At 70.5% G+C, this 25,575-nt stretch carries 19 protein-coding genes, 1 tRNA gene and 1 pseudogene; 15 read left to right on the top strand and 6 right to left on the bottom strand.

The window, feature by feature from the left end; translation table 11 throughout:
- The first annotated feature begins 126 nt into the window (after window positions 1–126).
- A complete protein-coding gene (locus OG230_RS15030; protein WP_328910720.1) occupies window positions 127–675 on the top strand; it encodes an AMIN-like domain-containing (lipo)protein in 549 nt (182 codons plus the stop codon).
- Here OG230_RS15030 and OG230_RS15035 read toward each other — a convergent pair.
- Window positions 665–922, bottom strand: a complete 258-nt coding sequence (locus tag OG230_RS15035; RefSeq protein ID WP_328910721.1) for a LuxR C-terminal-related transcriptional regulator — start codon at window positions 920–922, stop codon at window positions 665–667. The two genes, OG230_RS15030 and OG230_RS15035, sit on opposite strands and share 11 nt — an antisense overlap.
- 341 nt (window positions 923–1,263) lie before the next feature.
- Between OG230_RS15035 and OG230_RS15040 the strand changes: the two genes are divergently transcribed.
- The 3 genes from OG230_RS15040 to OG230_RS15050 all read left to right on the top strand — a co-directional run bounded on the left by OG230_RS15040 (window position 1,264) and on the right by OG230_RS15050 (window position 2,442).
- Window positions 1,264–1,704 (top strand): hypothetical protein, encoded by a 441-nt coding sequence (locus OG230_RS15040; protein ID WP_328910722.1) that lies wholly within the window; start codon window positions 1,264–1,266, stop codon window positions 1,702–1,704.
- A 35-nt stretch (window positions 1,705–1,739) separates the two neighbouring features.
- Window positions 1,740–2,129, top strand: a complete 390-nt coding sequence (locus OG230_RS15045; protein ID WP_328910723.1) for a hypothetical protein — start codon at window positions 1,740–1,742, stop codon at window positions 2,127–2,129.
- Between the two features lie 240 nt (window positions 2,130–2,369).
- A tRNA-Arg gene (locus OG230_RS15050) sits at window positions 2,370–2,442 on the top strand.
- 221 nt (window positions 2,443–2,663) lie between these two features.
- Here the strand turns inward: OG230_RS15050 and OG230_RS15055 are convergent.
- Window positions 2,664–3,074, bottom strand: a complete 411-nt coding sequence (locus OG230_RS15055; protein WP_328910724.1) for a hypothetical protein — start codon at window positions 3,072–3,074, stop codon at window positions 2,664–2,666.
- A 379-nt stretch (window positions 3,075–3,453) separates the two neighbouring features.
- Between OG230_RS15055 and OG230_RS15060 the strand changes: the two genes are divergently transcribed.
- From OG230_RS15060 to OG230_RS15105, 10 genes and pseudogenes are all read left to right on the top strand, one after another.
- Window positions 3,454–6,597 (top strand): FG-GAP-like repeat-containing protein, encoded by a 3,144-nt coding sequence (locus OG230_RS15060; protein ID WP_328910725.1) that lies wholly within the window; start codon window positions 3,454–3,456, stop codon window positions 6,595–6,597.
- A gap of 314 nt (window positions 6,598–6,911) precedes the next feature.
- A complete protein-coding gene (locus OG230_RS15065) occupies window positions 6,912–8,741 on the top strand; it encodes a glycosyltransferase family 2 protein (RefSeq protein ID WP_328910726.1) in 1,830 nt (609 codons plus the stop codon).
- Window positions 8,742–8,791: 50 nt separating this feature from the next.
- Window positions 8,792–9,841: a UDP-glucose 4-epimerase GalE gene (gene galE, locus OG230_RS15070; RefSeq protein ID WP_328910727.1), complete on the top strand. Its 1,050-nt coding sequence runs from the start codon at window positions 8,792–8,794 to the stop codon at window positions 9,839–9,841.
- Window positions 9,842–9,850: 9 nt separating this feature from the next.
- Window positions 9,851–11,170 carry a UDP-glucose dehydrogenase family protein gene (locus OG230_RS15075; protein ID WP_328910728.1) on the top strand — a complete coding sequence of 440 codons (1,320 nt, stop codon included), beginning with the start codon at window positions 9,851–9,853 and terminating at the stop codon, window positions 11,168–11,170.
- Entirely contained in the window at window positions 11,167–12,183 is a 1,017-nt protein-coding gene (locus OG230_RS15080) for a UDP-glucuronic acid decarboxylase family protein (protein ID WP_328910729.1), read from the top strand. The genes OG230_RS15075 and OG230_RS15080 overlap by 4 nt, the downstream gene beginning before the upstream one ends.
- Window positions 12,180–13,826 (top strand): right-handed parallel beta-helix repeat-containing protein, encoded by a 1,647-nt coding sequence (locus tag OG230_RS15085; RefSeq protein WP_328910730.1) that lies wholly within the window; start codon window positions 12,180–12,182, stop codon window positions 13,824–13,826. The genes OG230_RS15080 and OG230_RS15085 overlap by 4 nt, the downstream gene beginning before the upstream one ends.
- A 156-nt stretch (window positions 13,827–13,982) precedes the next feature.
- Window positions 13,983–14,318, top strand: coding sequence for an effector-associated constant component EACC1 (locus tag OG230_RS15090; RefSeq protein ID WP_328910731.1), 336 nt, complete (start codon window positions 13,983–13,985; stop codon window positions 14,316–14,318).
- A pseudogene (locus tag OG230_RS15095) lies at window positions 14,311–15,042 on the top strand (caspase family protein); the annotation flags it as partial. The gene OG230_RS15090 and the pseudogene OG230_RS15095, both read left to right, overlap by 8 nt.
- A 159-nt stretch (window positions 15,043–15,201) precedes the next feature.
- Window positions 15,202–16,485, top strand: a complete 1,284-nt coding sequence (locus tag OG230_RS15100) for a M16 family metallopeptidase (RefSeq protein ID WP_328911404.1) — start codon at window positions 15,202–15,204, stop codon at window positions 16,483–16,485.
- A 29-nt stretch (window positions 16,486–16,514) separates the two neighbouring features.
- Entirely contained in the window at window positions 16,515–17,312 is a 798-nt protein-coding gene (locus OG230_RS15105) for a helix-turn-helix domain-containing protein (protein ID WP_328910732.1), read from the top strand.
- Here OG230_RS15105 and OG230_RS15110 read toward each other — a convergent pair.
- Entirely contained in the window at window positions 17,302–17,715 is a 414-nt protein-coding gene (locus tag OG230_RS15110) for a hypothetical protein (RefSeq protein WP_328910733.1), read from the bottom strand. The two genes, OG230_RS15105 and OG230_RS15110, sit on opposite strands and share 11 nt — an antisense overlap.
- Window positions 17,716–18,050: 335 nt before the next feature.
- Here OG230_RS15110 and OG230_RS15115 point away from each other — a divergent pair, with 335 nt between their 5' ends.
- Window positions 18,051–19,685, top strand: coding sequence for a chitobiase/beta-hexosaminidase C-terminal domain-containing protein (locus OG230_RS15115; protein ID WP_328910734.1), 1,635 nt, complete (start codon window positions 18,051–18,053; stop codon window positions 19,683–19,685).
- Window positions 19,686–19,691: 6 nt separating this feature from the next.
- On the opposite strand, the gene OG230_RS15120 is transcribed toward OG230_RS15115, so the two are convergent.
- From OG230_RS15120 to OG230_RS15130, 3 genes are all read right to left on the bottom strand, one after another.
- The gene (locus OG230_RS15120) at window positions 19,692–20,636 is read right to left on the bottom strand and encodes an adhesin (protein ID WP_328910735.1); all 945 of its coding nucleotides are present in this window, start codon (window positions 20,634–20,636) and stop codon (window positions 19,692–19,694) included.
- A 137-nt stretch (window positions 20,637–20,773) separates the two neighbouring features.
- Entirely contained in the window at window positions 20,774–22,627 is a 1,854-nt protein-coding gene (locus tag OG230_RS15125) for an MFS transporter (RefSeq protein ID WP_443051555.1), read from the bottom strand.
- 172 nt (window positions 22,628–22,799) lie between these two features.
- Window positions 22,800–25,400 (bottom strand): D-alanyl-D-alanine carboxypeptidase family protein, encoded by a 2,601-nt coding sequence (locus OG230_RS15130; RefSeq protein WP_328910736.1) that lies wholly within the window; start codon window positions 25,398–25,400, stop codon window positions 22,800–22,802.
- Between the last annotated feature and the right edge of the window lie 175 nt (window positions 25,401–25,575).

Consider the following 25,575-nt stretch of genomic DNA (forward strand, 5'->3'; position numbering starts at 1 on the left):
CATCTTTCGTCGAGCGCCGCAGGTGATCACGGCAAGAATCGGCCTTTTGATCATGGGCAGGTCAATTTCCTTCCGCGTGTATCTACTGTCACGGGACAAATTGGGGATCGGGGAAGGGACCTTCACATGGCTTTCACGGCACACGCTCGCCTCTGGGCTTCGGTCGTCGCATGCGCGGCCGGCGCCCTGCTCGTCGCGGCACCGCAGGCCCAGGCCGCCGCTCCCGAGGCGCCGGCCGCCGCGTCCGTCGCTCCGGACTGTCAGGGGATCTGCGTCCTCGGCGTACGCGCCGCTACCCACCCCGACTACGACCGCTTCGTGATCGACCTGGGCGAGGGAACGATTCCCCAGTGGACGACGAGCACCCAGACGACCCCGCTGACCTGTTGCGGCGACGAGACGAACGAGCACGTGGTCCCGATCCAGGGCAAGGAGTACCTGAAGATCTACCTCTCCCCGGCGACCACGTTCGACTTCAACACCTCGACGGTGGTGTACACCAGCCCGTCGTACGCCACGTACGACTTCCCGAGCCTCAAGGGCCAGGGCCGCACCGACATCTACGACCCCGAGGCGCGGGCCTTCCACATCGGCCTCGCGCTCGGCGACTACTCCTCGTACAAGATCTTCAAGCTGACCGCCCCGAACCGCATCGTGGTCGACATCAACCACTGACCCCGGACGCGCCGCCGGGCCGCCCCTCAGGAGGGGGCCGCCCGGCAGGCACCCCGGAAGGGGCATCCTCCGCGAGGAGCCCCAGCTCCTGGGCACGGGCACCCAGGGCGACGCGCCCCGTGACCCGCCAGCGGATCATCAGATTGCGCATCCTGCGCTGAACCGTGCGGTGCCCGAGGCCCAATTGCCGTCCGATGGCGGCTTCCCCGAGCCCCTGGAACAGCAACAGCAGAATGCTGAGTTCCACATCATCGATGATCGATGGGTGATCCATACACGGCCCCCATGAACGTGCAGTGACGCTTTCCACCTGGGTGGCGACCCTAGATCATCGCGCGCGCGTCCAAGGGCTCCGCAAAGTCGATCAATTTCACCAACTGGGCATACGGGATGACGCAATCGCGCCATTCTCGGGGACGGCCGACGGCGCCTCACCGCCCCGCTTCCGGCCCGACCCACGCCCCGCCGCATTGGCGCTTATTGGCCACCGGGAACCGTTGCCCGCCCTGTCGGGCGCTGCCTAGTCTTCCTGGATCGCACGCCGACAATTCCCCACGCCTCGTACAGGCAAAGGGAGTTGTGATTCCCATGAGAGAGAGCAAACGCATGAAACTCGCCATCAACCGTTCCCTTGTCGTCGGCGCCGCAAGTGTCGTCGCATTCGGCCTCATGTCCACCCTGGGCGCCGGCCCGGCGTCCGCAAGCGGCCTTTCGACCGCCTCCTGGTGGAACACCTGGTCCGGCGCCACCAAGCTGGGCGGAAACGGCACCCTGGAGCCCTACGGCGAGAAGCTGTGGGCCGAGGACATCGCGGCCGACGGCTGGGGCACCCGTGTGCAGCTGCAGTACCGCGACTCGTCGGGCGTCTGGCACAACACCGGGGGCGTCTGCTTCGACGACACCTCCACCTCGGGCGCGACCCTCTGCGACCGGAGCGTCGCGGAAGGCACCCCGGTCCGGGTCCACATCTGGGCGTCCAACGACGGCGTGACCCGCGCGGGCGAGTACGGCAACGTCGTCGACGCCTGACCCCGACACCCGACAACGGCTGCACAAGGAGAGCAATGCGTCCGTACCAGCGGATACTGGGCACGGTGGGCACCGCGGCGGCGCTCACGGTCATGATGGGCACCAACGCCTGGGCCGAACAGGACTGCTACATCAGCGCGAAGAACTACTACGCGTCCATGGTGTCGTTCACCGCCTACGGCGAGAAGGTGAACATCATCGACCAGGAGGCCGACGGCCACTCGGCAGTCGCCATCTTCGACACGAACGGCGGCACGCCCCGTACGTACACCCTGTGGAACTCCAAGGGGAAGGGCACCAACACGCTGTACGACTTCGACCTCGCCGAAGGAACCCCGGTCGTCATCCAGGCGTGCGTGGGCGAGTACGGCACCAAGACCGTGGACTGGGATTCGTGCGGCCCGTACGCCTTCGGCGAGGCGTGAGCCCCGAACGACGGCACGGACCCCAGCACGACGCCCCGCACGGACGGCAGCGGCCCGGTGTGCACCGTGATCCACGGATCAGCGGCTGCACACCGACCTCCCGCCCCAAGATCACCCACGCTCACCCCGCATGATCCGGCGCACCCCTGTCCCCGCCTGCGGACCGGAGACCACCCGCTACACTGACCGCGGTGGGTCAGCCTTCACGGGCCGCGCCACCGCGACCTGGTTGCCAGGCGCGCCTTCGTAGCTCAGGGGATAGAGCACCGCTCTCCTAAAGCGGGTGTCGCAGGTTCGAATCCTGCCGGGGGCACACCACAAAGGGGCCAGTTCAGAGGCTTGATCCTCTCGAACTGGCCCTTTTTCGTGAGCGCGGCGTTTCCGCCCGACGTGCAGGGAACTGACGGGGAACCACGATGTCGGACGGACAGCACGCACGAGAACGGCCCGCGACCGGTTCACCCGGTCAGGGGCCGTTCACGTGCGGTGGGTGCGGGATCCGAATCAACGGTCACGTCGCTGCGACGACGGTTTTCAAGATCGCTTTCGAGTCGAGTCGGCCCATGCCTTCACGGAGACGATCACGGCGGAAGCGACGCCGGTCACGGCGAGGCTCCCCATCATGATCATCCCCACGCCGATCAAGAAGAGACCGCTGGCGTCGTCCGACCAGTCGTAGAAGGCGGCAACGGTCAGGCCGGCCGTGACGCCGAGCACGGCGCCTGCGATGTAGCGGCGGGATGCCGCCCAGTACACGGGCGCCAGCAGAGTCAGCAGCAGCCCGATCACCTGCCACGCCTCGTACGGGCCGGTCTCCGAACCATCAGGTTGCACGTCACGGTGCTGGTCCCAGCCGAGCCAGGAAGCCCACACCGCTAGCGTCATCACAGCCAGCACGAGGATCGCCGTCAGCTGGGGAACGAGTTTCAGAGGTCGTTGCGACATGCCTCAAGCCTTCCGGCTCGCCGTGGAACCGAGCAGAGTCCACGTACTCACCTCTGCGTAGGTAATTCGGCTGCGGATCACACCTTCCCGTGCCACAACCGCGCCGGATCGGTCGGGGGCTCACGGGGGACTGCGGCTGCCGGCGGAGCGATGCCGATGGGGCACGGTCAGTCTTTGAACAGGTTCGAAAATGGATGTCGCGTGGTGATCGCTCCTGGTACCGTCACCCTCGCGCGCCGGGACGAGCGGCGGTTTCATGAGCCCCCTCCCTGCGTCGCTTACCTTGGGGAGGGGCTCTTTCGTGATTCGTCCGCTGAACAGACGGGCCACGCGCCGCCGGCGCGCGCTCGGTCGTATCGCTCTCACTGTCACGCTCGCCGTGACAGCCGGAATCGGCACCACTGCGGGGGCGGCCGCCGCCGAGACCCGCAGCGTGGCCGCCGATCCCGTCGTCATCAGCCCGGGCGCACGCTTCGTGCCCCGCGCCACCATCGTCCTGAACTCCGGTGAGACCGGATTCCTCACCGCGCAGGAGGGCGACGACCGCCTCCGCTGGATCGACTACGCCACCGGCGCGACGACCGTCCTCGACCACCGGCTGCCCGAGCCGCTCGCCTACGACGTGGACGAGTTCCGCTTCGCCACGTACCCGTCGGACTTCGGCCATGGCTCCGACACCGTTGCCCTCTACGCGGAGGCCCCGACCCCGCACGTGACGCTCCAGCAGCGGGCCGACGGCGAATCGTCGACCACGGTCCCGATCCCGGAGGGCCAGACGTACGTCGCGACCTACGGCGACACCGTCATCACCCGGACCGGTGCCGAGGGGGCCGAGACGAGCCTGCACCTCCTGCGCCTGGAGAACGGCGAGGTGCGGGACCGGAAGCTGGAGGGCCTGCCGGAGGGGTGGAACCTGACCATCAGCGAGGGTGACGCCCGGTCCGTGGCCGTCCGCGGCATCAAGTGGGAGGACTCCACCATGTCCCAGGGGTGGTGGGTCGTCGACCTCGCCACCGGGAGCATGAAGGCGCTCTCCACGCAGGGCGAGAGCGTCTCCTTCGACCAGGACACCGTCTTCCATGTCGGCGCCCCGTCCAGCTACGCCGCCCAGGTGTACCGCCGTGACGACCTGGACGCGGAGCCGACCACCCTCGACCTGCGGGACGTGGCGTACAACGACGTCGTACGGCGCCTCGGCGACGACTTCGTCACCGTGACCCCGCCCAACCCCGGCGACAGCGAGTACCGGGGCAACCATCTCGCCCTGCGCGATACCACGGGGAGCTGGGAGTCCCTGCTGACCGTCGCCTCCCCCGCGGTGCACCGCACGCCCGACGGCTCGCTCCTCGTGGCCGGCGCGGAGGAGAACACCACCTACGGCGCCCTCGACTGGGGGTACTACCTCTTCACCCCCGCAGCGGACGGCACCGTCACCCGCAAGCGCCTCGCGGACATCGAGAACCGGGAGGCCCAGCCGGCCGGCATCTCGCTGGGCAGCGGCATCCTCACCACCGCCGACGACTCGAAGCACTACAACCCCGCCACCACCATCGGCGGCTATCGCAGCACTTGGCTGAAGACCTCCGGCCGTCCGGAGGAGCTCGACTCGACCGTCGACGGCACCGTGTCCGGCCGGGACGAAGACGGCTGCAGCCCCACCCACGGAACCAACTGCGTGACCATGTTCGCCGGCGGCGACGGGCATCACGGCCGCAAGGCCGGGACCGAGCAGGACGTCACGATGCTCTACCGGAACGGCACGGCCTCGTGGGGGCCGCGGGTGACCTCCGGACTCTCCAGCCCGCAACTCGTCGACCTCTCCGGCCGGTTCGGCGTCGTGAACCAGTCATGGGGCGGCCAGCAGGCGGTCCTTCAGTTCAAGGACGCCGACACCGGGAACGTGCTGCAGAAGCGGGAGCCGGTCGCGGCCTCCGTCTGGGGCAACACACTGTGGAGCGCCCTCGGCCGGTGGGACGACACCAGCTCGGGCGTGCCGACCGGGGTGGCGGCGAAGAACCTGTCGACCGGTGCCGCCGGAGAGTCCTTCGACACGGGTTGCGTCCCCAGCGACCTGCAGGCCGTGGGCCGTTGGGTGTACTGGCGGTGCAGCGACTACTGGAACGACTTCAAGGGCGCCGGCGTCTACGACCGGCAGGCCAAGCGTTCCCTGAAGCTTGGGCCCGACGAGACACTCCTCGGCGACGGCTACCTGGTCCGCCGCTCGGAAGCGGCGGGCCTCACCCTCGTCGACCTGCACAACGGACTCCCGGTCAGCGACAAGGAGGCCGACCTCCCCCAGCGGGTGGTCGCCACCGCCGCCGAACTCGGTGACCGCACCGGACGGCGTTCAGGGTGGACCGTCGACCGCTTCGGCGGTCACGTCGCCTACACGGGTTCGGATCGCCGGGTGCGGATCGTCCCGTCCGACGTTCCGGCCTCCCAAATCGCCGTCATCGATGCCGACACCCCTGCCATGGACATCAAGGCCGGTGCGTGGACGCCGCGTTGGTGGGTCTCGAAGCCGGCTGGGCCATGGACGCTGACGCTGGCGAACAAGGCGACCGGAAAGGTTGTGCGGACGCTCTCCGGCGAGGAGGCCCGGGGCCTGGTCGCGCCGTCGTGGGACGGCAAGGACGCAGCCGGGAAGTACGTCCTGAGCGGGGCCTACACCTGGACCCTGACCGCGAAGCCCGCCGACGGTGTCCAGGCGGACCTTTCCGTCCTCGGGACGGTGTCGGTGACCGGCGGTGCCAGTCCTGCCGTACGCCGCGACTATGTCGGCGACGACACATACCCGGACCTCTACGCCCGCGGCACCACCGGCTCCCTGCTCGTCTACCAGGGCAACGCCTCCGGCGTGGTGTCGGCGAAGGCCGACGGTGGCATCTGGCCCACCACCTCCACCCTCGTCCCCTTCGGCGACCTCGACGGCGACGGCGCCAACGACACCCTGGTCACCGACAAGGACGGCTATCTGTACCGCTACTCCCCCGAGCGCGGGAAGATCGTCACCACGGGTGCCCCGCACACCAAGATCGGCAGCGGCTGGGCGGCCTTCGACGGCCTGACCTACTCGGGCGACCTCACCAGCGACGGCATCCCGGACCTGGTGGCCCGGCAGACCGCGACCGGTGACCTGTACCTGTACGCGGGCACCCTTGCGGGCGGTTTCACCCGCACCGGCCGGATCGGCACCAGTTGGAAGAGCCTGACCATCGTCGGCGCGGGGGACCTCAACGGCGACAAGCACGCCGACCTCGTCGCCCGCACCACCAACGGCGACCTCTACCGCTACTACGGCACCGGCAAGGGCACCATCTCCTCCGGCACGAAGATCGGCAACGGCTGGGGCATTATGGTCGACTTCGTCGGCATCGGCGATCTCACCGGCGACGGCAAGGACGACATTGTCGGCCGCACCACGACCGGTGACCTGTACCGCTATGCCGGCAACGGCACCGGCGGCGTCGGCTCCGGCGTCAAGATCGGCAATGGCTGGAAGGCCTTCGCCAGCGTGCGCTGAGCGCTCTGCCCACGGAGGCAGGGCGCGGCGCGGGCTTCCAGCGCGCCACGCGCCCGTCACTGCCGGGGCACCACAAGCAGCAGTTCGGAAGCCCTTCCGCCCGTATGGGCGGGAGGGCTTCCGGCATGCGGTGGCAGTGCGCGTACAGCGCCGTCGGCCCGCCGGCGAGGCCCACCGGGCTCGTCGTTCACCTCGTTGACCATGCGTGCGGCCTCCGTTTGACATCAAATACCAAAAGCCGCAAAGTCGTACGTATACGGCGTTAACGTACATCGTTAACGTAGGGCGTAGGGGTGACTCAGGAGAGTCCGGCCATGACGCACAGTGATCCGCAACCCGCAGATCTTCTCCAGGTGGAGCACCACCTGGCGCAGATCTCGGACGGAAACGTCGTCCGCATCACCGGCTCGGGCCCCGTCTTCGAGCACCCGTACCCGGTCCGCACCGTTCGGAGGACGACCTTCGTGCCGGTGCTGGCGGTGCGGGACCGAGCCGTGCTGTGGGCGATCGCCGTGGGCTGGGGGGCGTCCTTCCTGTGGTTCTGGACGTGGTGGCTGCAACCGGAGCACCGGGCGGGCTGGGCCGGGCTGATCGTCAACAGCCTTCTTCTGCTGTATCTCACCGGTCTTCCCTGCTACTTCTTCGTCAGCGCCCTGCGACTGCGCCGGGTCAACCCGGCCATGCCCGTGCCACCGGTGGCGGTCGCCTTCGCCGTGACCCGTGCTCCTTCCGAGCCGTGGCCCACCGTCCGCCGCACCCTCGAAGCCATGCTGGCCCAGGACTACCCGTACGCCTATGACGTCTGGCTGTGCGACGAGGACCCCAGCGAGGAGATCGAGCGGTGGTGCGTGCGGCACCGCGTCCGGGTGTCCTGCCGGCGCGGAGTGACTCCGTACCACCGGGCGGGATGGCCGCGGCGTACGCGCTGCAAGGAAGGCAACCTCGCCTACTTCTACGACCACTGGGGCTACTGGAACTACGCCGTCGTGGCTCAGCTCGACTGCGACCATGTGCCCGCCGCCACGTATCTCGCGGAAATGGTCCGGCCGTTCGACGACCCCGCCATCGGCTACGTCGCCGCACCCAGCGTGTGCGACGCCACCGACGCGGCGTCCTGGGCGGCACGGGGGCGGATGCATCGCGAGGCCATCTGGCACGGCGCCGTACAGCTGGGCCACAGCGACGGCCTCGCTCCGATGTGCATCGGCTCCCACTACGCGGTACGCACCCACGCCCTGCGCAGCATCGGGGGGCTCGGGCCCGAGCTCGCCGAGGACTTCTCCACCACCTACCTGCTCAACTCGGCCGGCTGGCACGGTGCTTTCGCCATCGACGCCGAAGCGCACGGGGACGGGCCGCTGACCTTCGCCGACATGGTCACGCAGGAGTACCAGTGGTCCCGCAGCCTCACCACCATGCTGCTGGGACTCCTCCCGCACCACCTGCGACGCCTGCCCCTCCTGCTGCGGCTGCGCTTCGGCTACGCCCTGGCGTACTACCCGCTGCTCGGCCTGATGATCGTCGCCGGGCTGATCCTTCCGCCGGTGGCCGTGATCACCGGTCTGCCCTGGATGGACGTCAACTACTTCGACTTCCTCCTGCACTTCTGGTCGATGCCCCTGTGGCTGATGCTGACGCTGTGGCTGCTGCGACGCAGGGATCTCATGCGCCCGCGCACCGCCCCCATCATGAGCTGGGAGACCTGGCTGTTCGCGCTCGCCCGCTGGCCCTTCGTCGTCTGGGGCATGGTCGGCGCGGTCCACCAGAAGATGCGGCCCCGCCCCGTGACCTTCAAGGTCACACCCAAGAACACGGGTGGGCCCCAGCCGCTGCTCGCCAGGCTGACAGCGCCGTTCGCCCTGCTCGCCGTGGCGCTGTCCACGGTCGCCGTGTACGGGGAGCTGACCAGCCCGGCGGCCGGTTACGTCTTCCTGTGCGTCGTCGCCGCCACCGCCTACGCCGCCGTGGCGCTCGCCGTGCCCGTCCTCCATGTGCGGGAGGCGGCCAGGGCGTCGGGACTGCGCTTCACCGCCGCGCTGGCGACCGCCCGCCTGCCCCTGGCCATCGGCCTCGTGTCGGCGGCGCCCGTCGCCACCTCGATCGTCTTCTTCCCGGCCTACGCGGCCGCCGCCCTGAGCTGGTGAGTGCCGTGACCACGAACCCACGAACGCACGCGCACGAAGGAGCCGGACCCATGCGCTCACCGTCAACCATCCTCGTCACAGGCGCGGCGGGCTTCATCGGCTCCCACGCCTGCGTCGAACTCCTCGACCACGGCTACGAACTGATCGCGGTGGACGACTACTCCAACAGCGGCCCCGAGGTCTTCGCCCGTGTGGAGGAGATCGCCGGCCGCTTCGTCGGTGCCGTGTACGAGCTGGACATCCGTGACCGGCGCTCCCTCTCGGCCGTCTTCGACCGCCACGCCGTGGACGCCGTCATGCACTTCGCCGGCCGGAAGGCCGTCGGCGAGTCGACCCGGATGCCCGTCGAGTACTACGACACCAACGTGGGCGGGACGACCTCCCTCCTGCGGACGATGCACGACCACGGAGTGCACCGGATGGTGTTCTCCTCGTCCTGCTCGCTGTACGGCGACGCCTCCCGAGGGCCGCTCGACGAGGCGTCCCCCGTCCGGCCCACCAACCCGTACGCGGCCTCCAAATGGGCCTGCGAGCAGATCCTCGCCGATGTGTGCCACCGGCTCCCGGAGTTCACCGTGCTCGCACTGCGGTACTTCAACCCGGTCGGCGCCCACCCCGGCGGACTGCTGGGTGAGGACCCCAGCGGGACGCCGGACAACCTGATGCCCTACCTGGCGCAGGTCGCCGTCGGCCGACGCGAACGGCTCCATGTGTTCGGCGACGACTACCCCACGCCCGACGGGACAGCCGTTCGCGACTACCTGCACGTCATGGACACCGTCGAGGCGCACCGGGTCGCCCTGGAGCACCTCGCCGACCGGCCCGGCATGCAGATCTTCAACCTCGGGGTCGGCAGAGGCAGCTCGGTCCTCGACGTCGTCGCCGCCTTCGGCGCGGCGTGCGGCAGTCCCGTCCCGTACGACATCGTGCCCCGCCGCCCGGGCGACGTGAGCGAACTCGTCGCCGACGCGAGCGCCGTGGCGCACGCCTGGGGGTGGAAGCCCACCCGGGACCTGGCCGACATGTGCCGTGACGCGTGGCGGTTCCAGCAGCTCAACCCGGCGGGCTACGCCCGTTCCGCCCACCTGGCGAACCGTTAGGAGTGAGTCATGAGGATGACAGTGATCGGCACCGGGTACGTGGGAACCGTCCATGCCGCGTGCATGGCCGACATCGGCCACGAGGTCCTCGGCATCGACATCGACGCGGACCGGATCGCTTCGCTGGCAGCGGGCCACTCGCCCATCCGCGAAGCCGGACTGGACGAACTTCTCTCCCGTACCGTGGCCTCGGGGCGGCTGCGCTTCTCCACCTCCCTCGCCGAGGGCGCCGCATTCGCACGGACCCACTTCGTCTGCGTGGGAACCCCGCAGCGGCCCGACAGCAAGGCCGCCGACCTGCGCTACGTCGATGCCGTGACGGACGAGCTGGCGCGGCACCTGCGTCCGGGCAGCCTGATCGTGGGCAAGTCCACCGTGCCGGTCGGCACGGCAGCCGCACTCGGGCGCCGGCTCGCGGCGGCCGTCCCGGATGCCGAGGTCGCCTGGAACCCCGAGTTCCTGCGCGAAGGATCCGCCGTCGAGGACAGCATGCGGCCCGAACGGATCGTCGTGGGTGTCTCGTCACCGCGCGCCGAGGCGACGCTGCGGGCCGTGTACGAACCCCTGCTGCGGGCAGGCGCGGAGTTCTTCAGCACCGACACGGCCACGGCGGAACTCGTCAAAGTCGCGGCAAACTCCTTCCTTGCCACCAAGATCTCCTTCATCAACGCGATGGCGGAAGTGTGCGACGCGGCGGGCGCCGATGTGACGGTCCTCGCCCGGGCCGTCGGCGCGGACTCACGGATCGGCCCCCGGTTCCTGGAGCCGGGTCTCGGCTTCGGCGGGAGCTGCTTCCCCAAGGACATCCGCGCCTTCGCGGCCCGCGCCGAGGAGCTCGGCGCCGGCGAGTCGGTGGCGTTCCTGCACGAGGTCGACCGCATCAACACCCATCAGCGGGAGCGCACCGTCACCCGGGCGGGACAGCTCCTCGGAGGGTCCTTCGCCGGCCGCCGGGTCGCCGTCCTGGGGGCCTCGTTCAAGCCGGGCAGTGACGACGTACGCGACTCGCCCGCCCTCGCCGTCGCCACGGAGGCGCACCGGCAGGGAGCCGCCGTGTGCGTACACGACCCACAGGCCCTGGACAACGCGCGCACGGTCTGCCCCGACCTGGAGTACGCCCTGGACCTCCCCAAGGCATGCGAGGACGCCGACCTGGTGCTGCACCTCACGCCCTGGCCGGAGTACCGCGCCGTCGACCCCGTCGCCCTCGCCGAGGTGGTACGCACACCTCTGCTCCTGGACGCCCGCAACAGCCTCGACGCGCAGCCCTGGCGTGCGGCCGGCTGGGCCCTGCACGCGCTGGGACGTCCCCAGGGAGGTGCGTCATGAAGGTCGTGGTCACCGGCGGTGGCGGATTCCTCGGTTCCCATCTGTGCGAGGCACTGCTCCGCAGAGGAGACACCGTGTGGTGTCTCGACAACTTCTGCACCGGCGAACCCCAGAACGTCGCGCATCTGCGCTCCGACCCGCGGTTCCGGCTCGTACGCGGGGACGTCACGACACCGTTCGACATCCCCGGGCGGGTACAGGCCGTGGCCCACCTCGCCAGTCCCGCGTCGCCGCCCGACTACCACCGGCTGCCCCTGGAAACGCTGTCGGTCGGCAGCCGGGGCACGGAGAACGCCCTGAGACTGGCCCGACGTCACGGCGCGCGCTTCGTCCTGACCTCGACCAGCGAGGTGTACGGCGACCCGGAAACGCACCCCCAGCCGGAGGACTACTGGGGCAACGTCAATCCGGTCGGCCCGCGCAGCGTCTACGACGAGGCCAAGCGGTACGCGGAGGCCCTGGCCATGGCGTACCGGCGCAGCCTCGGCGTCGACGTGGGCATCGTGCGGATCTTCAACACCTACGGTCCCCGGATGCGGCCGTACGACGGCAGGGTGGTCTCGACGTTCCTGCGCCAGGCCCTGGCGGGCGAGGCGCTGACCGTCTTCGGCGACGGCAGCCAGACCCGTAGCTTCTGTTACGTCGACGACCTCGTGCGCGGCATCACGGCGATGATCGACCACCGCGGTCTCGGCGGCCCGGTCAATCTCGGCAACCCGGCCGAGCACACGGTCCGGGAGCTGGCCGACCTCGTCCTGCGCATCACCGGATCGCGGTCACGGATCGAGACCCGCCCGCTGCCCGTCGACGATCCCACCCGCCGCCGGCCCGTCATCGTCCGGGCCCGCGAACAGCTCGGCTGGATACCCCTCATACCGGTCGAGGAGGGCCTGCGGCGCACCGCCGCCTGGTTCACCGCCCGCTCCCGGCCTCTGCCCGAGCCCGAGCCGCACCACGCGGTGCGGGACCCGCTCACCTCACCCCCGGATCCCGTGGAGGCCCGAACATCATGAGCCGGACAGCCGCGACGCCCGCTCTCGCCGTCGCGACCCTTCTCGTCCTCGCCGCCGGCGGCTGCTCCGCCACCCCTCACTACACACCGCCGTCCAGCACGTACTACGTCAGCCCCAGCGGCGACGACGACAATGCCGGCACCTCACCGGACGAGGCATGGCGCTCCCTCGCCCACGCGGAACGCACAGGGCTCGACGCGGGCGACAAACTGCTGCTGCGGGGCGGGGCCGTGTTCAGCGGCCCCATCACCGTGGGCGAGGGAGAAGCGGGAAGCGCGGACGAGCCCGTCGTCATCGGGTCGTACGGCGGGGGGCGGGCAACGGTCGCGGTGACGGGCGGCCCCGGTGTCTCCGTCCACAACACGGCCGGCGTCGAGATCCACGATCTCGACGTGACCGGGAAGGGCGGTTCCTATCTCCGCGACGGAGGCATCAACCTCTACAGCGACCTGTCGGACGGCAGGAAACTCGACCGTGTCACCGTCTCCGACGTCGACATCTCCGGATTCCGGGCGGGCATCGCGGTCGGCGGCGGGGACGGGAGCACCGGATTCAAGGACGTGCAGGTCAGCGGGGCCAAGCTGCACGACAACAAGGATGTCGGACTGCTGGTCTACGGCCCCGACTTCGACGCCGGCCGCCCCACCTACGCACACCAGAACCTCCGCATCAAGGGGGTCGAGTCCCACCACAACGTCGGAGACCCCAAGACGACGAAGACCCACTCCGGGAACGGCATCGTGCTCGGCAGCGTTCGCGACGCGACGGTCCGCGACTCCATCGCCCACGACAACGGAAACCGCTCCTCGCCCGAGGCCCCGGCCGGCCCCGTGGGCATCTGGGCGTACGACTCCACCCAGGTCCTGCTGGAGCACAACACGGCCTTCCGCAACCACACCGGCACCGACGTCGACGGCGCGGGCTTCGGCCTCGACTCGAACGTCTCGTCCTCGACGATCCAGTACAACCTGGCGTTCGACAACGACGGGCCGGGCTACTACGTCTACACGAACAAGAAGAACGGCGCGCACCGGAACAACACCATCCGCTACAACATCGCGACCGACAACGGACGCAAACTCCCCGTCAGCGGCGCGCTGGCCATCCACGGCAAGGACATCCGGAATCTGGCCATCTACCAGAACACCCTGGTCATGACGGACTCCCCGAACGGCCCGGGCCCTGCCGTTCGACTGCGGGACGGGCAGACGGGCGTCAGCCTGCGCAACAACATCCTCGTCACCGAAGGAGCCCCGGTGGTCACCTCGGAGGCGGCACTCGAACCCGCCGACATCGTGCTCCAGGGCAACAACTACTTCACGCCCACCGGATCCCTCACCATCGACTGGGCGAACCGCTCGTACCCGGACCTGGCCGCCTGGCGTACGGCGACGGACCAGGAGCGCGTCGACGGACGGACCACCGGCCTGAGCGTCGACCCCTGCTTCGCCGGCGGCGACCTGCCGGACATCCGTTCCGCCGCCGACGCACCCCTGGTCGTCCCCGACTGCACCGCCCTCGCGGGCAAGGGACTCGACCTGCAAGCCCTCTTCGGCACCGACCCCGGCACCGTCGACTACTTCGGCCGGACCACCGGCACACCGCCGCCGGTCGGAGCCGCCGTCCCCTCGCCGCCGGAATGAAGTCATTCCGCGCGAGCTGCCGAAGCCACGCCAACTGGCCTGCCACGGTTGATAATTACTCCTCGTGGTGATCGAATCGGACGCGCAGACCCCGATGGGTGACGATCACCGCTCCACCGGGGATCGACGGGGGAACCACCGGGACGTGGGGGCATCATGGGCAGTGAGGGCACGCGCGGCGTGGAGCTGGCTCCGTCGCAGCAGGGGGAGCTCGGCTCTCTGCGGAAATGGCTCACCCTGGCGGCTCCCGGCGTGGAAGTCCGCCAGGTCGCCGGTACGCCTGGCCCCGGGGAGCAGGGCGCGTTCGACGTGCTGAGTGTGGTGGCCGCCAGTACCGGGCTGGTTGCCGCGATCAAGGTTCTGCCGCAGTTCCTGCGGGCGAAGCGCAGCGATCTCTCCGTCACCGTCACGGTGCGCGGGAAGAAGCTGACCGTCGACGCCCGCAACGTCGAGGAGGTCATGCCGATCCTGGAGCGGCTGCTCGATGACTGACCGGTTGGCTCTTCCCGACTACACGCGGTCGCGCGCCGTACTGATCGGCACCTCGGAGTACCGCCACCTCACCCCGGTCGGCGCCGCACGGCACAGTCTGGCCCGCATGTACCGCCTGCTCACCGGACCGTGGTGCGGCTGGCCGGAGGACCGGGTGACCGTGCTCGAGGACGAACCCGGTCCCGGCGAGCTGCCCGACCGTCTGCTCGACCTGTTCGAGGAGACCGCGGACGTGGCGCTCTTCTACTACGTCGGGCACGGCCAGATCGACGACGAGGACCAGCTGTGTCTGGGACTGGTCGGCTCCCGCACCGAGCCGCACCGCCGGGCGACCACCAGCCTGCCGTTCGCGGCCGTACGCCGGGCGATGCTCCTGAGCCCGGCCGCCACCAAGGTGGTCATGCTGGACTGCTGCTTCTCGGGACTGGCCACCCACCGCGAGCACGCGCTGGCCGGGCCCGCCGGTGACGTACTGCTGGAGCGGGCCTCCCGGACCGGCGCGTACACCATGACCGCCAGCAGCGCCGACACCACCGCGTGGTTCGAGAACGACCCGGAACTGGCGCAACCGCAGACCTACTTCACCAAGTACCTCGCCGACTTGGTCGAGACCGGGATTCCCGGCCAGCCGGCCGGGCTGAAACTGCACCCGTTGTTCAACCGGCTGCACGACAACCTCGCCCAGGACCGACGGCCCATCCCCCAGGAACGCAGCGTCGACGCGGCACGCGAGTTCGTGTTCGCCCGCAACGCCGCCCCGCCCGCGACGATCAGGTCGCCCGACGACGACCTCGCCCGGCTCCGCCGGGAGCTGGAGGAACTCCGCACGGCGCAGCGCCGGTTCAACGAGTCCACCGGACGGTACGGGCCGACCGCCGCGGACCTGCGGGGCATCGACATCACCGAACACCGGCTCGCCAACGGGCTGCGGGTGGTGCTCTCCGAGGACCACAACACCCCGGTCTCCGCCGTCAACATCTGGTACGACGTCGGCTCCCGGCGCGAGGCCCGGGGCAGCACCGGCCTCGCCCACCTCTTCTGCAAGCTGATGTTCTTCGGCTCCGCCTCGGTGGCCGGAAACGGTCACTTCGAACTGGTCCAGAACGCGGGCGGCTCCCTCAACGCCACCACCAGCTTCGAGCGCTCCAACTTCTTCCAGACGGTGCCCGCCCACCAGACGGAGCTCGTGCTCTGGCTGGAGGCCGACCGGATGGGCTCCCTGCTCGTCGCGGTCGACGAGGAGGCGATGGACAACGCGCGCGACATCACGAAGAACGAACGCAGCCATCGCTACGACAACGCTCCCTACGGCACGGCCTTCGAGAAACTGACCGCCCTGTGCTATCCGGCGGGTCACCCCTACCACCACACCCCCATCGGCTCGAACGCCGACCGGGCCTCCGTCACGGTGGAGCAGGCCCGCGACTTCTTCCGTACCTACTACACCCCCGACAACGCCGTGCTCTCCGTGGTCGGCGACATCGATCCCGACCAGACCCTCGCCTGGATCGAGAAGTACTTCGGATCCATCCCGCCGAGCGGCGGCAGACAGCCCCTGCGGGACGGCTCGCTGCCCGACATCATCGGCCGGGAGCTGCGCGAGGTGATCGTGGAGGACGTGCCGGTGCGCGCCGTGATGGCCGCCTACCGGCTCCCGCGCGACGGCATGCGCGCGTGCGACGCGGCCGATCTGGCCCTGGCCATCCTCGGCGGCGGTGAGTCGTCACGGCTCTACAACCGCCTGGTCCGCCACGACCGCACCGCCGCCGCCGCCGGATTCGGCCTGTTGCGGCTCACCGGCGCGCCCTGCCTGGGATGGCTGGACGTCAAGGCTCTCGGCGACGCCTCCGCCGAGGCCATCGAGGCGGCCGTAGACGACGAGCTGGCGCGCTTCGCCGCCGAGGGCCCCACACCCGAGGAACTGGACCGCGCCCAGGCGCAGATCGAGCGCGAGTGGCTGGACCGGATCGCCACCGCGGCGGGACGGGCCGACGAACTCTGCCGCTTCGCCGTCCTCCACGGCGACGCCCAGCTCGTCAGGAGCGCCCTGGGCAACATGCTCGCCATCACGGCCGACGAGGTCCGCGCCGTCGCCAGACGGTTCCTGCGCCGGGAGAACCGCGCGGTGCTCGTCTACGAGCCGATCAGGGACCACTGGAGCCGCTGAGGGACCCCGGCCGGGGTTACCGTGAGCCCATGACCACAACTGTCGCAGCCGATACGGGAGTAGGGCCCCTGCTGCGCGGCTGGCGCGAGCGCCGCCGCATCAGCCAACTGGAGCTCGCCCTGCGCGCGGACTCCTCGGCCCGGCACATCAGCTTCGTCGAGACGGGTCGCTCGCGCCCCAGCCAGGACATGATCCTGCGGCTGGCCGAGCACCTCGACGTCCCCGTACGGGAGCGCAACTCGCTTCTCCTGGCCGCCGGTTACGCGCCCCTGTACCCGGAAACGCCGCTCGACGACCCGGCGCTGGAGACCCTGCGCACGGGTCTGCTGCAACTGCTCGCCGGATACGAGCCGTATCCCGCGTTCGTGGTCGACGCGACCTACAACGTGGTCGCCGCCAACAACGGCATGACGATGATCCTGGAGGGCGTACCGGAGCGACTGCTCGCTCCGCCGCTCAACGCGATGCGCCTGACCCTCCACCCGGAGGGCCTGGCGCCGAGGATTCGCAATCTGCGGGAGTGGCGGGGGCACCTCCTCGCCCAGATGGAGCGTCAGATCGCGCTGGTCCGCTCGGACGCGCTGCGCGAGCTGTACGAGGAGGTATCGGCGTATCCGGTGGGGGACGCGGGCGAGGAACCGCAGGAACCGGTCCCGTACTTCGCTCTGCCGCTCCGGATCGAGCACGACGGCCGGGTGCTGTCGTTCATCTCGTCGATCTCGACCTTCAACACGCCCATGGACGTGACGGTGGCGGAGCTGGCCATCGAGACACTGCTTCCGGCGGACCAGGAGACGGCCCTGTACCTCCGCTCGCTCAGCGGCTGAGCCGCAGCGCGCCGAACTGCAGGGCCGCGAAGCCGCCCACGGTGGCGGCCTGCATCAGCCCCCACACCGCCCCGGCGGTCGTCGGCGTGAGCCAGAGGGCCAGCCCGGCGACACTGGCCACCGCCCAGGCGAGGTTCGCCTCGATCACCACACGGGTGAGGAAGCCGGAGGGCTCGCGCCGGGAGGCGAGCCGGCCGACGGCCGCGGCGAACACCACGAGGAAGACGCCGAGCCCGAGGAGCAGGGCCGGGTCGACGCCCAGCAGCCGCCCGAGCGGCCCGGACGCGGCCACGTAGGCGAGGCCGTTGACTCCGGTGACCACCGCGTCGAGGGCGAGGAACCGGCGGAGCATGGTGAGCGGCTCGGTGGTGCGGGCGAGGCCGGAGAGAGTGGTCACGGACATCGGGAATCAGCCTCCATCGGGGACGTACACGCTGGTCAGGGGCCGAATCCCGAGGCGGGGCAAGCCGCCTCGGAACCCGGTGGAACCACCATGCCGGTCGCCGGGAACGGGGTCGATTACCCCGGAGGTAATGCACCGCCGGCCCGCGTCCCCCGCGCCGGCCTCCCCGGCGGCCCCTTCCTTCTCGTGCCCGGGCGGCGGCGCACCCGACATTCATGACCCCTTCACCGGGGCGTACACCGGACCGCACCGACGGCTCGCGCGGGCTGCCTAGCGTGTTGGTTCAGACCGGTTACCTCTTCGTTATGGTGACCGCATCAGAGAACAGGCACCCCGTGAGATTCACCCCGCTCGTGATCGCCGCGACCTCCGTCGCGCTCGTCTCGCCGATCGTCGCCCACGCCGACTCCAACTCCGCCGCCCCTGCCGCATCTGCCGCCCCTGCCGCCCCCGGCGTCAGCGTGCCCGGCGGCCGGTACGAGCACCCCGTCGCGCTGACGTTCCGGACCGAGCCCGGCACCACCGTCCGCTACACGCTCGACGGCACCACACCGACCCGCCACAGCCGCGTCCACTCCCCCGGCCGCCCGCTGCGGATCACCGAGGACACCAACGTCACGGCCGTCGCCTTCCACGGCGACAGGGCCAGCACCCCGGTGTCGTACGGCTACCTCGTCAGGACCCGCGAGAAGCCGGTCGCGCGCCTCGTCGTGATGTCCGACGTACACGTCGGCAGCCACGAGAGCAGCGACCGGAAGTACGAGAGCTTCTTCGACACCATCGGCTCCATCTTCCCCAGGCCGGACGCGATCCTGTCCAACGGCGACATGATCAACGACAACGGCGACGGCCGAGGCCCGGACCACCGCATCGTCTCGGAGATCTTCCGGGCCAACCTCGCCCGCAAGGGCATGACCGACACCCAGCTGCTGATCTCCAACGGCAACCACGACGCGAGCCTCACCGCGATCCGGGACGGCTACCCCGCGTCCTGGTTCCCCGACTCCGGCGGTGGCTACTACGAGTCCACCGTCAACGGCATCCACCTCCTCACGGTGAACACCGAGACGTACAACTCCAGCACCGCCCAGCGCACCTGGCTCAAGAACCGGCTGACCGAGCTCACCTCGGACCCCGCCCGTGCCCACACGCCCGTCCTCGTGCAGGGCCACCGCCCCACCACCGGGACCACCATGGACGGCCAGCAGGCGTCGAACCCCCGGCTCGCCGAGGACCTCGGGGCCTTCCCGCAGGCGATCCTGTTCTCGGGCCACTCCCATCTGAACCTCAACGACGACCGCTCGATCCACCAGCGCGACTTCACGTCCGTCAACGACGGTTCGATGTCGTACGTCGAGGTCGACCACGGCTACCAGGCGGTCACCGAGACCGGGCTCGCCAACCGCTTCGAGACACCGACCGCGCAGGCACTCTTCGTCGAGGTCTACAAGGACCGCACCGAGATCGCGCGCGTCAACATGGCAGCGGACAAGCACGACATCTACACCGACGGGAAGTGGTCGGCGAGCTGGCAGCCCCCGTACGCCAGCGCGGGCACGCTCAGCGGCGCGACCTGGACGGTACGGCTGAAGGGCTCGACCGACCAGGAGATCAAGGACAACTTCCGCTACACCGCGGCCCGTCGCAACACCGTGGCACCGCGGTTCACCTCCCGCACGCCCCTGACCGTGGTGCCGGGCGCCACCGAGGGCTCCACCGCCCTGCGGATCGCCCAGGCCGAGGACGACCAGATGGTGCACCACTACGACGTCGCCGTCACCGACGCGGCGACCGGCGCCGCGGTCGTGTCGTCCAAGGTCCTCGCGGACTACACGTTCATGCCCCGGCCGAACACGCTCGACATCCCGGTCCCGGACGCGGCCCCGGCCGGCCGGTACGCGGCACGGGTCGTCGCCGTCGACGCGTACGGCAACGCCTCCCCGGCCGTCACGCTGGCCTTCGACAAGTAGCACCGCTCAGCGGCAGGCGACCTTCAGCTGGGCCGCCGCATGATGGGCGCCGACCAGTTCCTCGTCGCCCCAGTCGCGGCCCCGGTCGATCAACTGCACCGCGAAGGTGTCCCCCTTGACCGGGAAGCTCCTCACCGCGACCGGGGTGCCGCGGTGCTCCGGCTGGCGCACCGCGAAGCCCGTGTAGGCGGAGTCCGCGTCGCCGGGATCGGAGAGCACCCGGTAGAACGTGGGATCGCCCGCCACATCACGCTCCCGGACACTTCTCGGGACGAAGACGGTGAGCGCGCACTCCCGGAAGCCCTTGCCGAGGCGCCAGGACCACACGGCGGTGTTGCCCCGGTCCTCGGTGGGGCTGCCGGACATCGGGACGGCGCTGAACCGCCCGTCGCACGCATCGCCCCCGAATCCTCCGGAGTCGACGGTGTACCAGCCCGCGTCACCGTTCTCGAAGCGCCCGTGCTCGCGGTACTCGCCCGTCGAACAGCCCGGACCCGCCCACGCCGCATAGCGGTAGCGGGGCTCTTCGGGTGGCGGCTCCGCCGTACGGGACGGCGTCGCCCGGCCCGGCTTCCCCGACGGGCTCGCAGACCCGCTCGGCGTCCGCGGGCCCTCGGTGCCGTCCGGGCCGATCAGGCTCGGGGCCCCGCCGACGGGGTCGGGCAGGGCATCGGCGCGGCCCGCCGTGTCCGGGCGGCCCCGGCCGGCCCCGCCGCCGTCCGCCGACGCGAGGAACGAGGCGACGGTCACCAGGCTGCCGGCCGCCACCACGACCCCCGCGGCCAGCAGCGCCTTGCGCCGCACCGGAAGGGTGGATATCCGGCCGGCCATCGTCTCCCGGGCGATCCACGAACCGTCCCCGCCCGCCGAACGGGCCACGGAGCCGCAGCCGGGGCAGACCATGCCCGGCAACGCGCCCCGCCGTTGACCGCCGCAGTGTTGGCACCTCATGGCAGCACACCTTGCCAGGGGCGCGCCCCCGGAGGGAGAGATCGTGCACGATTTACTTGCCCGATCCGCATCGCGCCGGCCCGGCAGCCGACCTCACCGCACCCGGGCGGCAGCCCTCGGCGCAGTCCCGGGCTCCCTCAGTGCAGTTCCTCGGGGCACGGGGTGCCCGGCTGGAACTGGTACGGGGCGGCGAGCCGGTACACACCCGGCCGGGGGGCGAGCAGTTCGGTCCACTCGTCGCCCTCCGGGTCCTCCTCCACCTTGATCAGGCAGCCGTGCAGGTTGTCGAAGGACTTCTCGGCGTCCCCGTCCGCCTCGGAACGGCGCTTGGACTCCTCGGTCTCCTGCGGGCGCTCCACGCTCCGGCCCTCCTCGTCGACGACGGCCAGCCACCGCGAGTAAGGAACCCGGATCAGCACCCGGCCCGCCTTCTCCACGCGGATCGTCAGCTCGTCGGCCTCCGCCCGCTCCACCGTCGCGGGCGGATCGGCCATCGGGGCCGGGTCGACAACCCGGTACAGCCTCCAGTTGGCGTCGCCCCAGATCTCCTTGAGATACGGCAGGCCCTTCCCGACCAGCGCCGCTTCCTGCACCGCTCCGCTGGAGTCGGGCGAGCCCTCGGGCAGCACGACGTAGTGCACGGCCCAGCGGTCCAGCCAGTTCCGGTAGTTCACGGCGTTCAGCGTGTCGTCGTAGAAGAGCGGATTGCGCTTCATGTCGGCCTGCCGGTTCCAGCCGCGGGCCAGATTGACGTACGACGGGAACGCGGACGCCTCCCGGTGACTGCTCGGGGGCACCACTTCCACCCGGCCGCGCTCGGCCCCGACCCGCTGGAGCTGATGGACCAGCGGGGCCAGCTCCCGGGTCCAGGAGGCGTCGGGGGCAGTACGGACGATGTCGTCGACGCCCTTGAAGCCGATCCAGAAGTTCATGCCGACGAAGGCCAGGACCAGGGCGTACCAGCGGCGGCTGCGCGGCGCCGTGTAGGGCAGCGCGGCAAGCAGCACCACTCCGGCGAAGAGCATCGCCATGCGCGAGACGTTCGAGCCGATCTGCGAGTCGACCACGTACGTCAGCAGGGTTCCCACGCCGTACACGGCGGCGGCGGTGCGGACCGTGCGCCAGTCCCAGGGCACCAGCACGAACACGAGGATCGCGAAGACGAAAGGCAGCGACAGCGTCCCGAGCGACATCGGCTGCGTGCCGGAGAACGGGAACAGCCACGAGGACAGCGCCACCACGGCGACCGGGGCGAGCCCCAGGGCGTACGCGCCGGGGCGCCGCTTGTTCAGGAACAGGGCCGCCGCCACCACCCCGAGGAACAGTCCGGCGACGGGGCTGCCCGCCGTCGCGAGTCCGGCCAGGGGCGCGGCGACGGCCGCCTTCGCCCAGCGCCGGTACCGCCACCGGTGCGGCCAGCAGAAGACGGCGGCGACCGCTCCCAGCGCGAACATCATGCCGAGACCGAACGTCACCCGCCCCGAGAGGGCGTTGCACAGATACGCGAAGACTCCGGCCATCGAGCACGCGAGAGGGTTACGGACCGCCCGCACCCGCACGAGGATCAGCGCGGTGAGCGCCGCCGACACCGTGCCGACGATCATCATCGTCGTACGGACGCCGAGTACGGACATCAGATAGGGCGACACCACGCTGTACGAGACCGGGTGCATGCCCCCGTACCAGGCGAGGTTGTACGCCGTTCCCGGATGCCGGCCGACGAACTCGGCCCAGGCGTCCTGCGCGGCGATGTCCCCGCCACTGTTCGCGAAGAAGAAGAACCACAGGATGTGGGTGACCGCCGCGGCGATCGTCGCCAGGGTCACGGGGTGGCCCAGGAGGCGCCGCCAGCGGTTCGGCGGGGTGGTCACGGGTTCCGGGGTGCGCGGGGACGGCAGCACTATGCGCGTACCCCCGCCGCTTCCACCGGCACCGTTCTTTCCGGCGCCTCGGTCCGTCGCACGGCCGGGTCTCGGCTCCGCGGTGGTCACTACGGCTCTCTCCCCGTCCTCCGCCGGCCCGTACTTCCTCAAGGACGCCGTCCCGGGGCCCCAAGTTGCCTGGGGACGCTAGCACGTGCCCCATCAGGAAGGAGGCGCCGACGAGGGCGCCTCCTCCGCCGGTCCCGGTGCTCCGTACCGGGACCGGACCGTCCGCTGTGGATCAGCCGATGCGCGTCAGCTTGTCGCCGAAGGCCGGCTCCGTCAGATCGCCCTGGAGCGCGACGGGGGCACTGACCTTCCCGCTGCCGGTGCCGACGGTCACCACTCCGACCTCCGTACCGGCGGGCGTGGTGTGGGAGATCTCCTTGCCGCTGTCCGTGACGGACAGCTCGACCTTGAGGCCCGACCAGCCGACGGCCTTCAGGTTCTTGGTGGCGACCACGGGCGTGCTGCGGCCGAAGCCGTCGTCCACGTACCCGACGACGTCGCCCTTCTTCACGACGGTGGCGGAGGTGACGGCCTCCTGGGAGTCCTGGATCAACTTGAGGCCGTTGGTCAGCGAGAGCGTGAGGCTGTCGTAGAGGCGGCCCGTACCGGCCTGCTGGCCCATGACCACGCCGTAGATCCGGTGCGTCTTGCCGTCCACGACCGTGTTCGCGGACCAGAGCAGGCACCCGCCGGCAGGGGTGGAGGAACCCGTCTTGATACCGCTCACGCCGGGCTCCAGAAGGAGCGTGTTGTTGTTGTAGATCTTGGTGTCGATGCCCTCGATGTCGATCTCGGGCATGTCCACGATCTGGCGGAACACCTCGTTCTGCATGACCGCCTGGGCCAGCTTCAGCTGGTCCGCAGCGGTGGAGACTGTGGTCTTCTCCAGTCCGCTCGGGTCCGTGTACGTCGTCCCGGTCATCCCGAGGTCCTTGGCCGCGTCGTTCATCTTGTCGACGAACTCCGCCTCGGTCGGGGAGTCCCAGCGGGCGAACAGCCGGGCGGCGTTGTTCCCGGACGGGATCATGAGGAGCTGGAGCAGGTCGCGCTGGCTGAGCTGCTGCCCCTTCGTCAGCGGGGCCGTCGACTCGTCGGGCCGCTTGGACTCGTCCTCGGCACGCTGGTCCACCGTGATCGTCTCGCCGGGCTCGTCACCCTTGAGCGGGTGCTCGCGCAGGACGACGTACGCCGTCATGACCTTGGCGACACTGGCGATCGGTGCGGGCTTCTGCGCCCCTTCGGAGCCCAGCGAACCCACGCCGTCCACGATCACGGCGGACTGGCCCTGACCGGGCCAGGCGAGGTCCAGCGGGTCGCCCTGGAAGGTGTACGTCGGCTCGGCCGTCAGCCTGAGCTCGGGCGCAGGCAGCGGACGCACCATCTGCGCGATCGCAAAGATGATCACCGCGAGCAGGAGCAGCGGGGTCCAGATCTTGACCCGGCGGACCGCCGTGCGGACCGGGGTCTCCTCCGGCGGAGGCGTGTTCGTGAGCTCGGCCAGCAGGTCGAGCGGCGGCTTGGGCGGCAACGGCTGCTGCCGGGTCCGCTCGGCCCCGCTGAGCGCGGGGGCGGGCGTGCCGGCGGACTCCGACGCCGCCCAGCTGGGAGCCGCGGAACGCCCGGCCCGGGTGTCCCGGTCCGGGGCGACGTCCGGGGTGACCGTGGGCCCGATCACGGGCGCGGCGGGCGGCCGTACGTCGTCGGAGCGCAGCGGCACGAACGTGCTGGTCCGCTCGACGGGCGTCTCGGGCTTGGACGCCTCGGGCTTGGACGTCGCAGGCTTGGACGCCTCCGGCTTCGTCTGCTTCGGCGTCGCCGGGGGGATCTTCAGCGCGGTCGTCGGCTGGTCGACCCGGGCGGGCTTGACGGTCTTGAAGACGGCGGTGGGCTGATCGATTCCGCCCTTGTCCGCCACGGGTCCGGCGGAGCTCTCGGCCGGCTCGGCCGTTGCGGCGACCCCGGCCGGCTCGGCCGACTCGCTCGACCGTGCCGGCTTGGGCAGCTCGGCCGACTCGGCGGGTTCGGCGGCCTCGGCGGCTTCGGGAGCCTCGGGAGCCTCGGCGTCCTGAGCGGACTCGGGCAGCTCGTCGGCGTCGGCCGGCTCGGCGGACTCCGCGGGCTCCGCGACGTCTGCGGGCTCGGCGGACTCCGCGGGCTCGGCGGCACCGGCCGGCTCGGCCGGCTCGGCGTCCTCCGCCGGCTCCGCGGGCTCGGGCTCCTCGGCGGACGTGGCCGACGGCGTCGGCTCCTCACGGGTCTTCGGGACCCGGGGCCCGCCCGCCGCATCGCCTTCGTCGGCGCCGGGGGTGTCGTCCCCCGGGGCCTCGTCGGCGTCCGCAGCCGGGTTCGCTCCGGCATCACCGGCCCCGGAAGCCGTGTCGGCACCATCCGCGTCGCCCGCGTCGTCGCCGCCGCTCGCGACCCACGCCGCGACCGCAGCACGCAGCCTCGCGTCGCCCGGCTCGACATCGTCGGCCGGTTCCGCATCGGCCGGTTCCGCATCCTCGGCCGGTTCCGCGTCCGCGCCCGGCTCCGCATCCGCATCAGCCGTCACGGCAGCCTCAGCGGCCCCGGAGGCGTCGGCGGGCTCCCCGGCCTCACCGGACGGCGTGGAGGCCGTCTCCGGGCCGTCCACGGCGTCTGCCGAAGGCGCGTCACCGTCCGCGGGGGCCTCGTCGGCCGCGCCGTCGGAGGCCGGAACGCGGAAGACCGCTGTCGCACTGTCCGTCGCAGCGGCCGGTTCTCGGAACACGGCGAGCCGCGGATCACGCTCCTCCGCAGCCGTCCCCGACGACTTCCGCTGCTCCGACTTGTCGGGGGACTCGCCCGCCACCGATGCCTCCTCCATGCGCTGCGGGGGCAACCCCGCGCTGTCCGAACCATCTACCAGTGTCCTGTGTGAACCCCTGCCCAGGCTGCTAGACGAGAACGACATACCTACTGGTTCCCATACAAAGCACCCAGGCGCTCTCGACAGACCAATGTGAGAGGGGTCACCCTGTCATTCA

Origin of the sequence: Streptomyces sp. NBC_00234, assembly GCF_036195325.1 — a bacterium.
Lineage (GTDB): Bacteria > Actinomycetota > Actinomycetes > Streptomycetales > Streptomycetaceae > Streptomyces.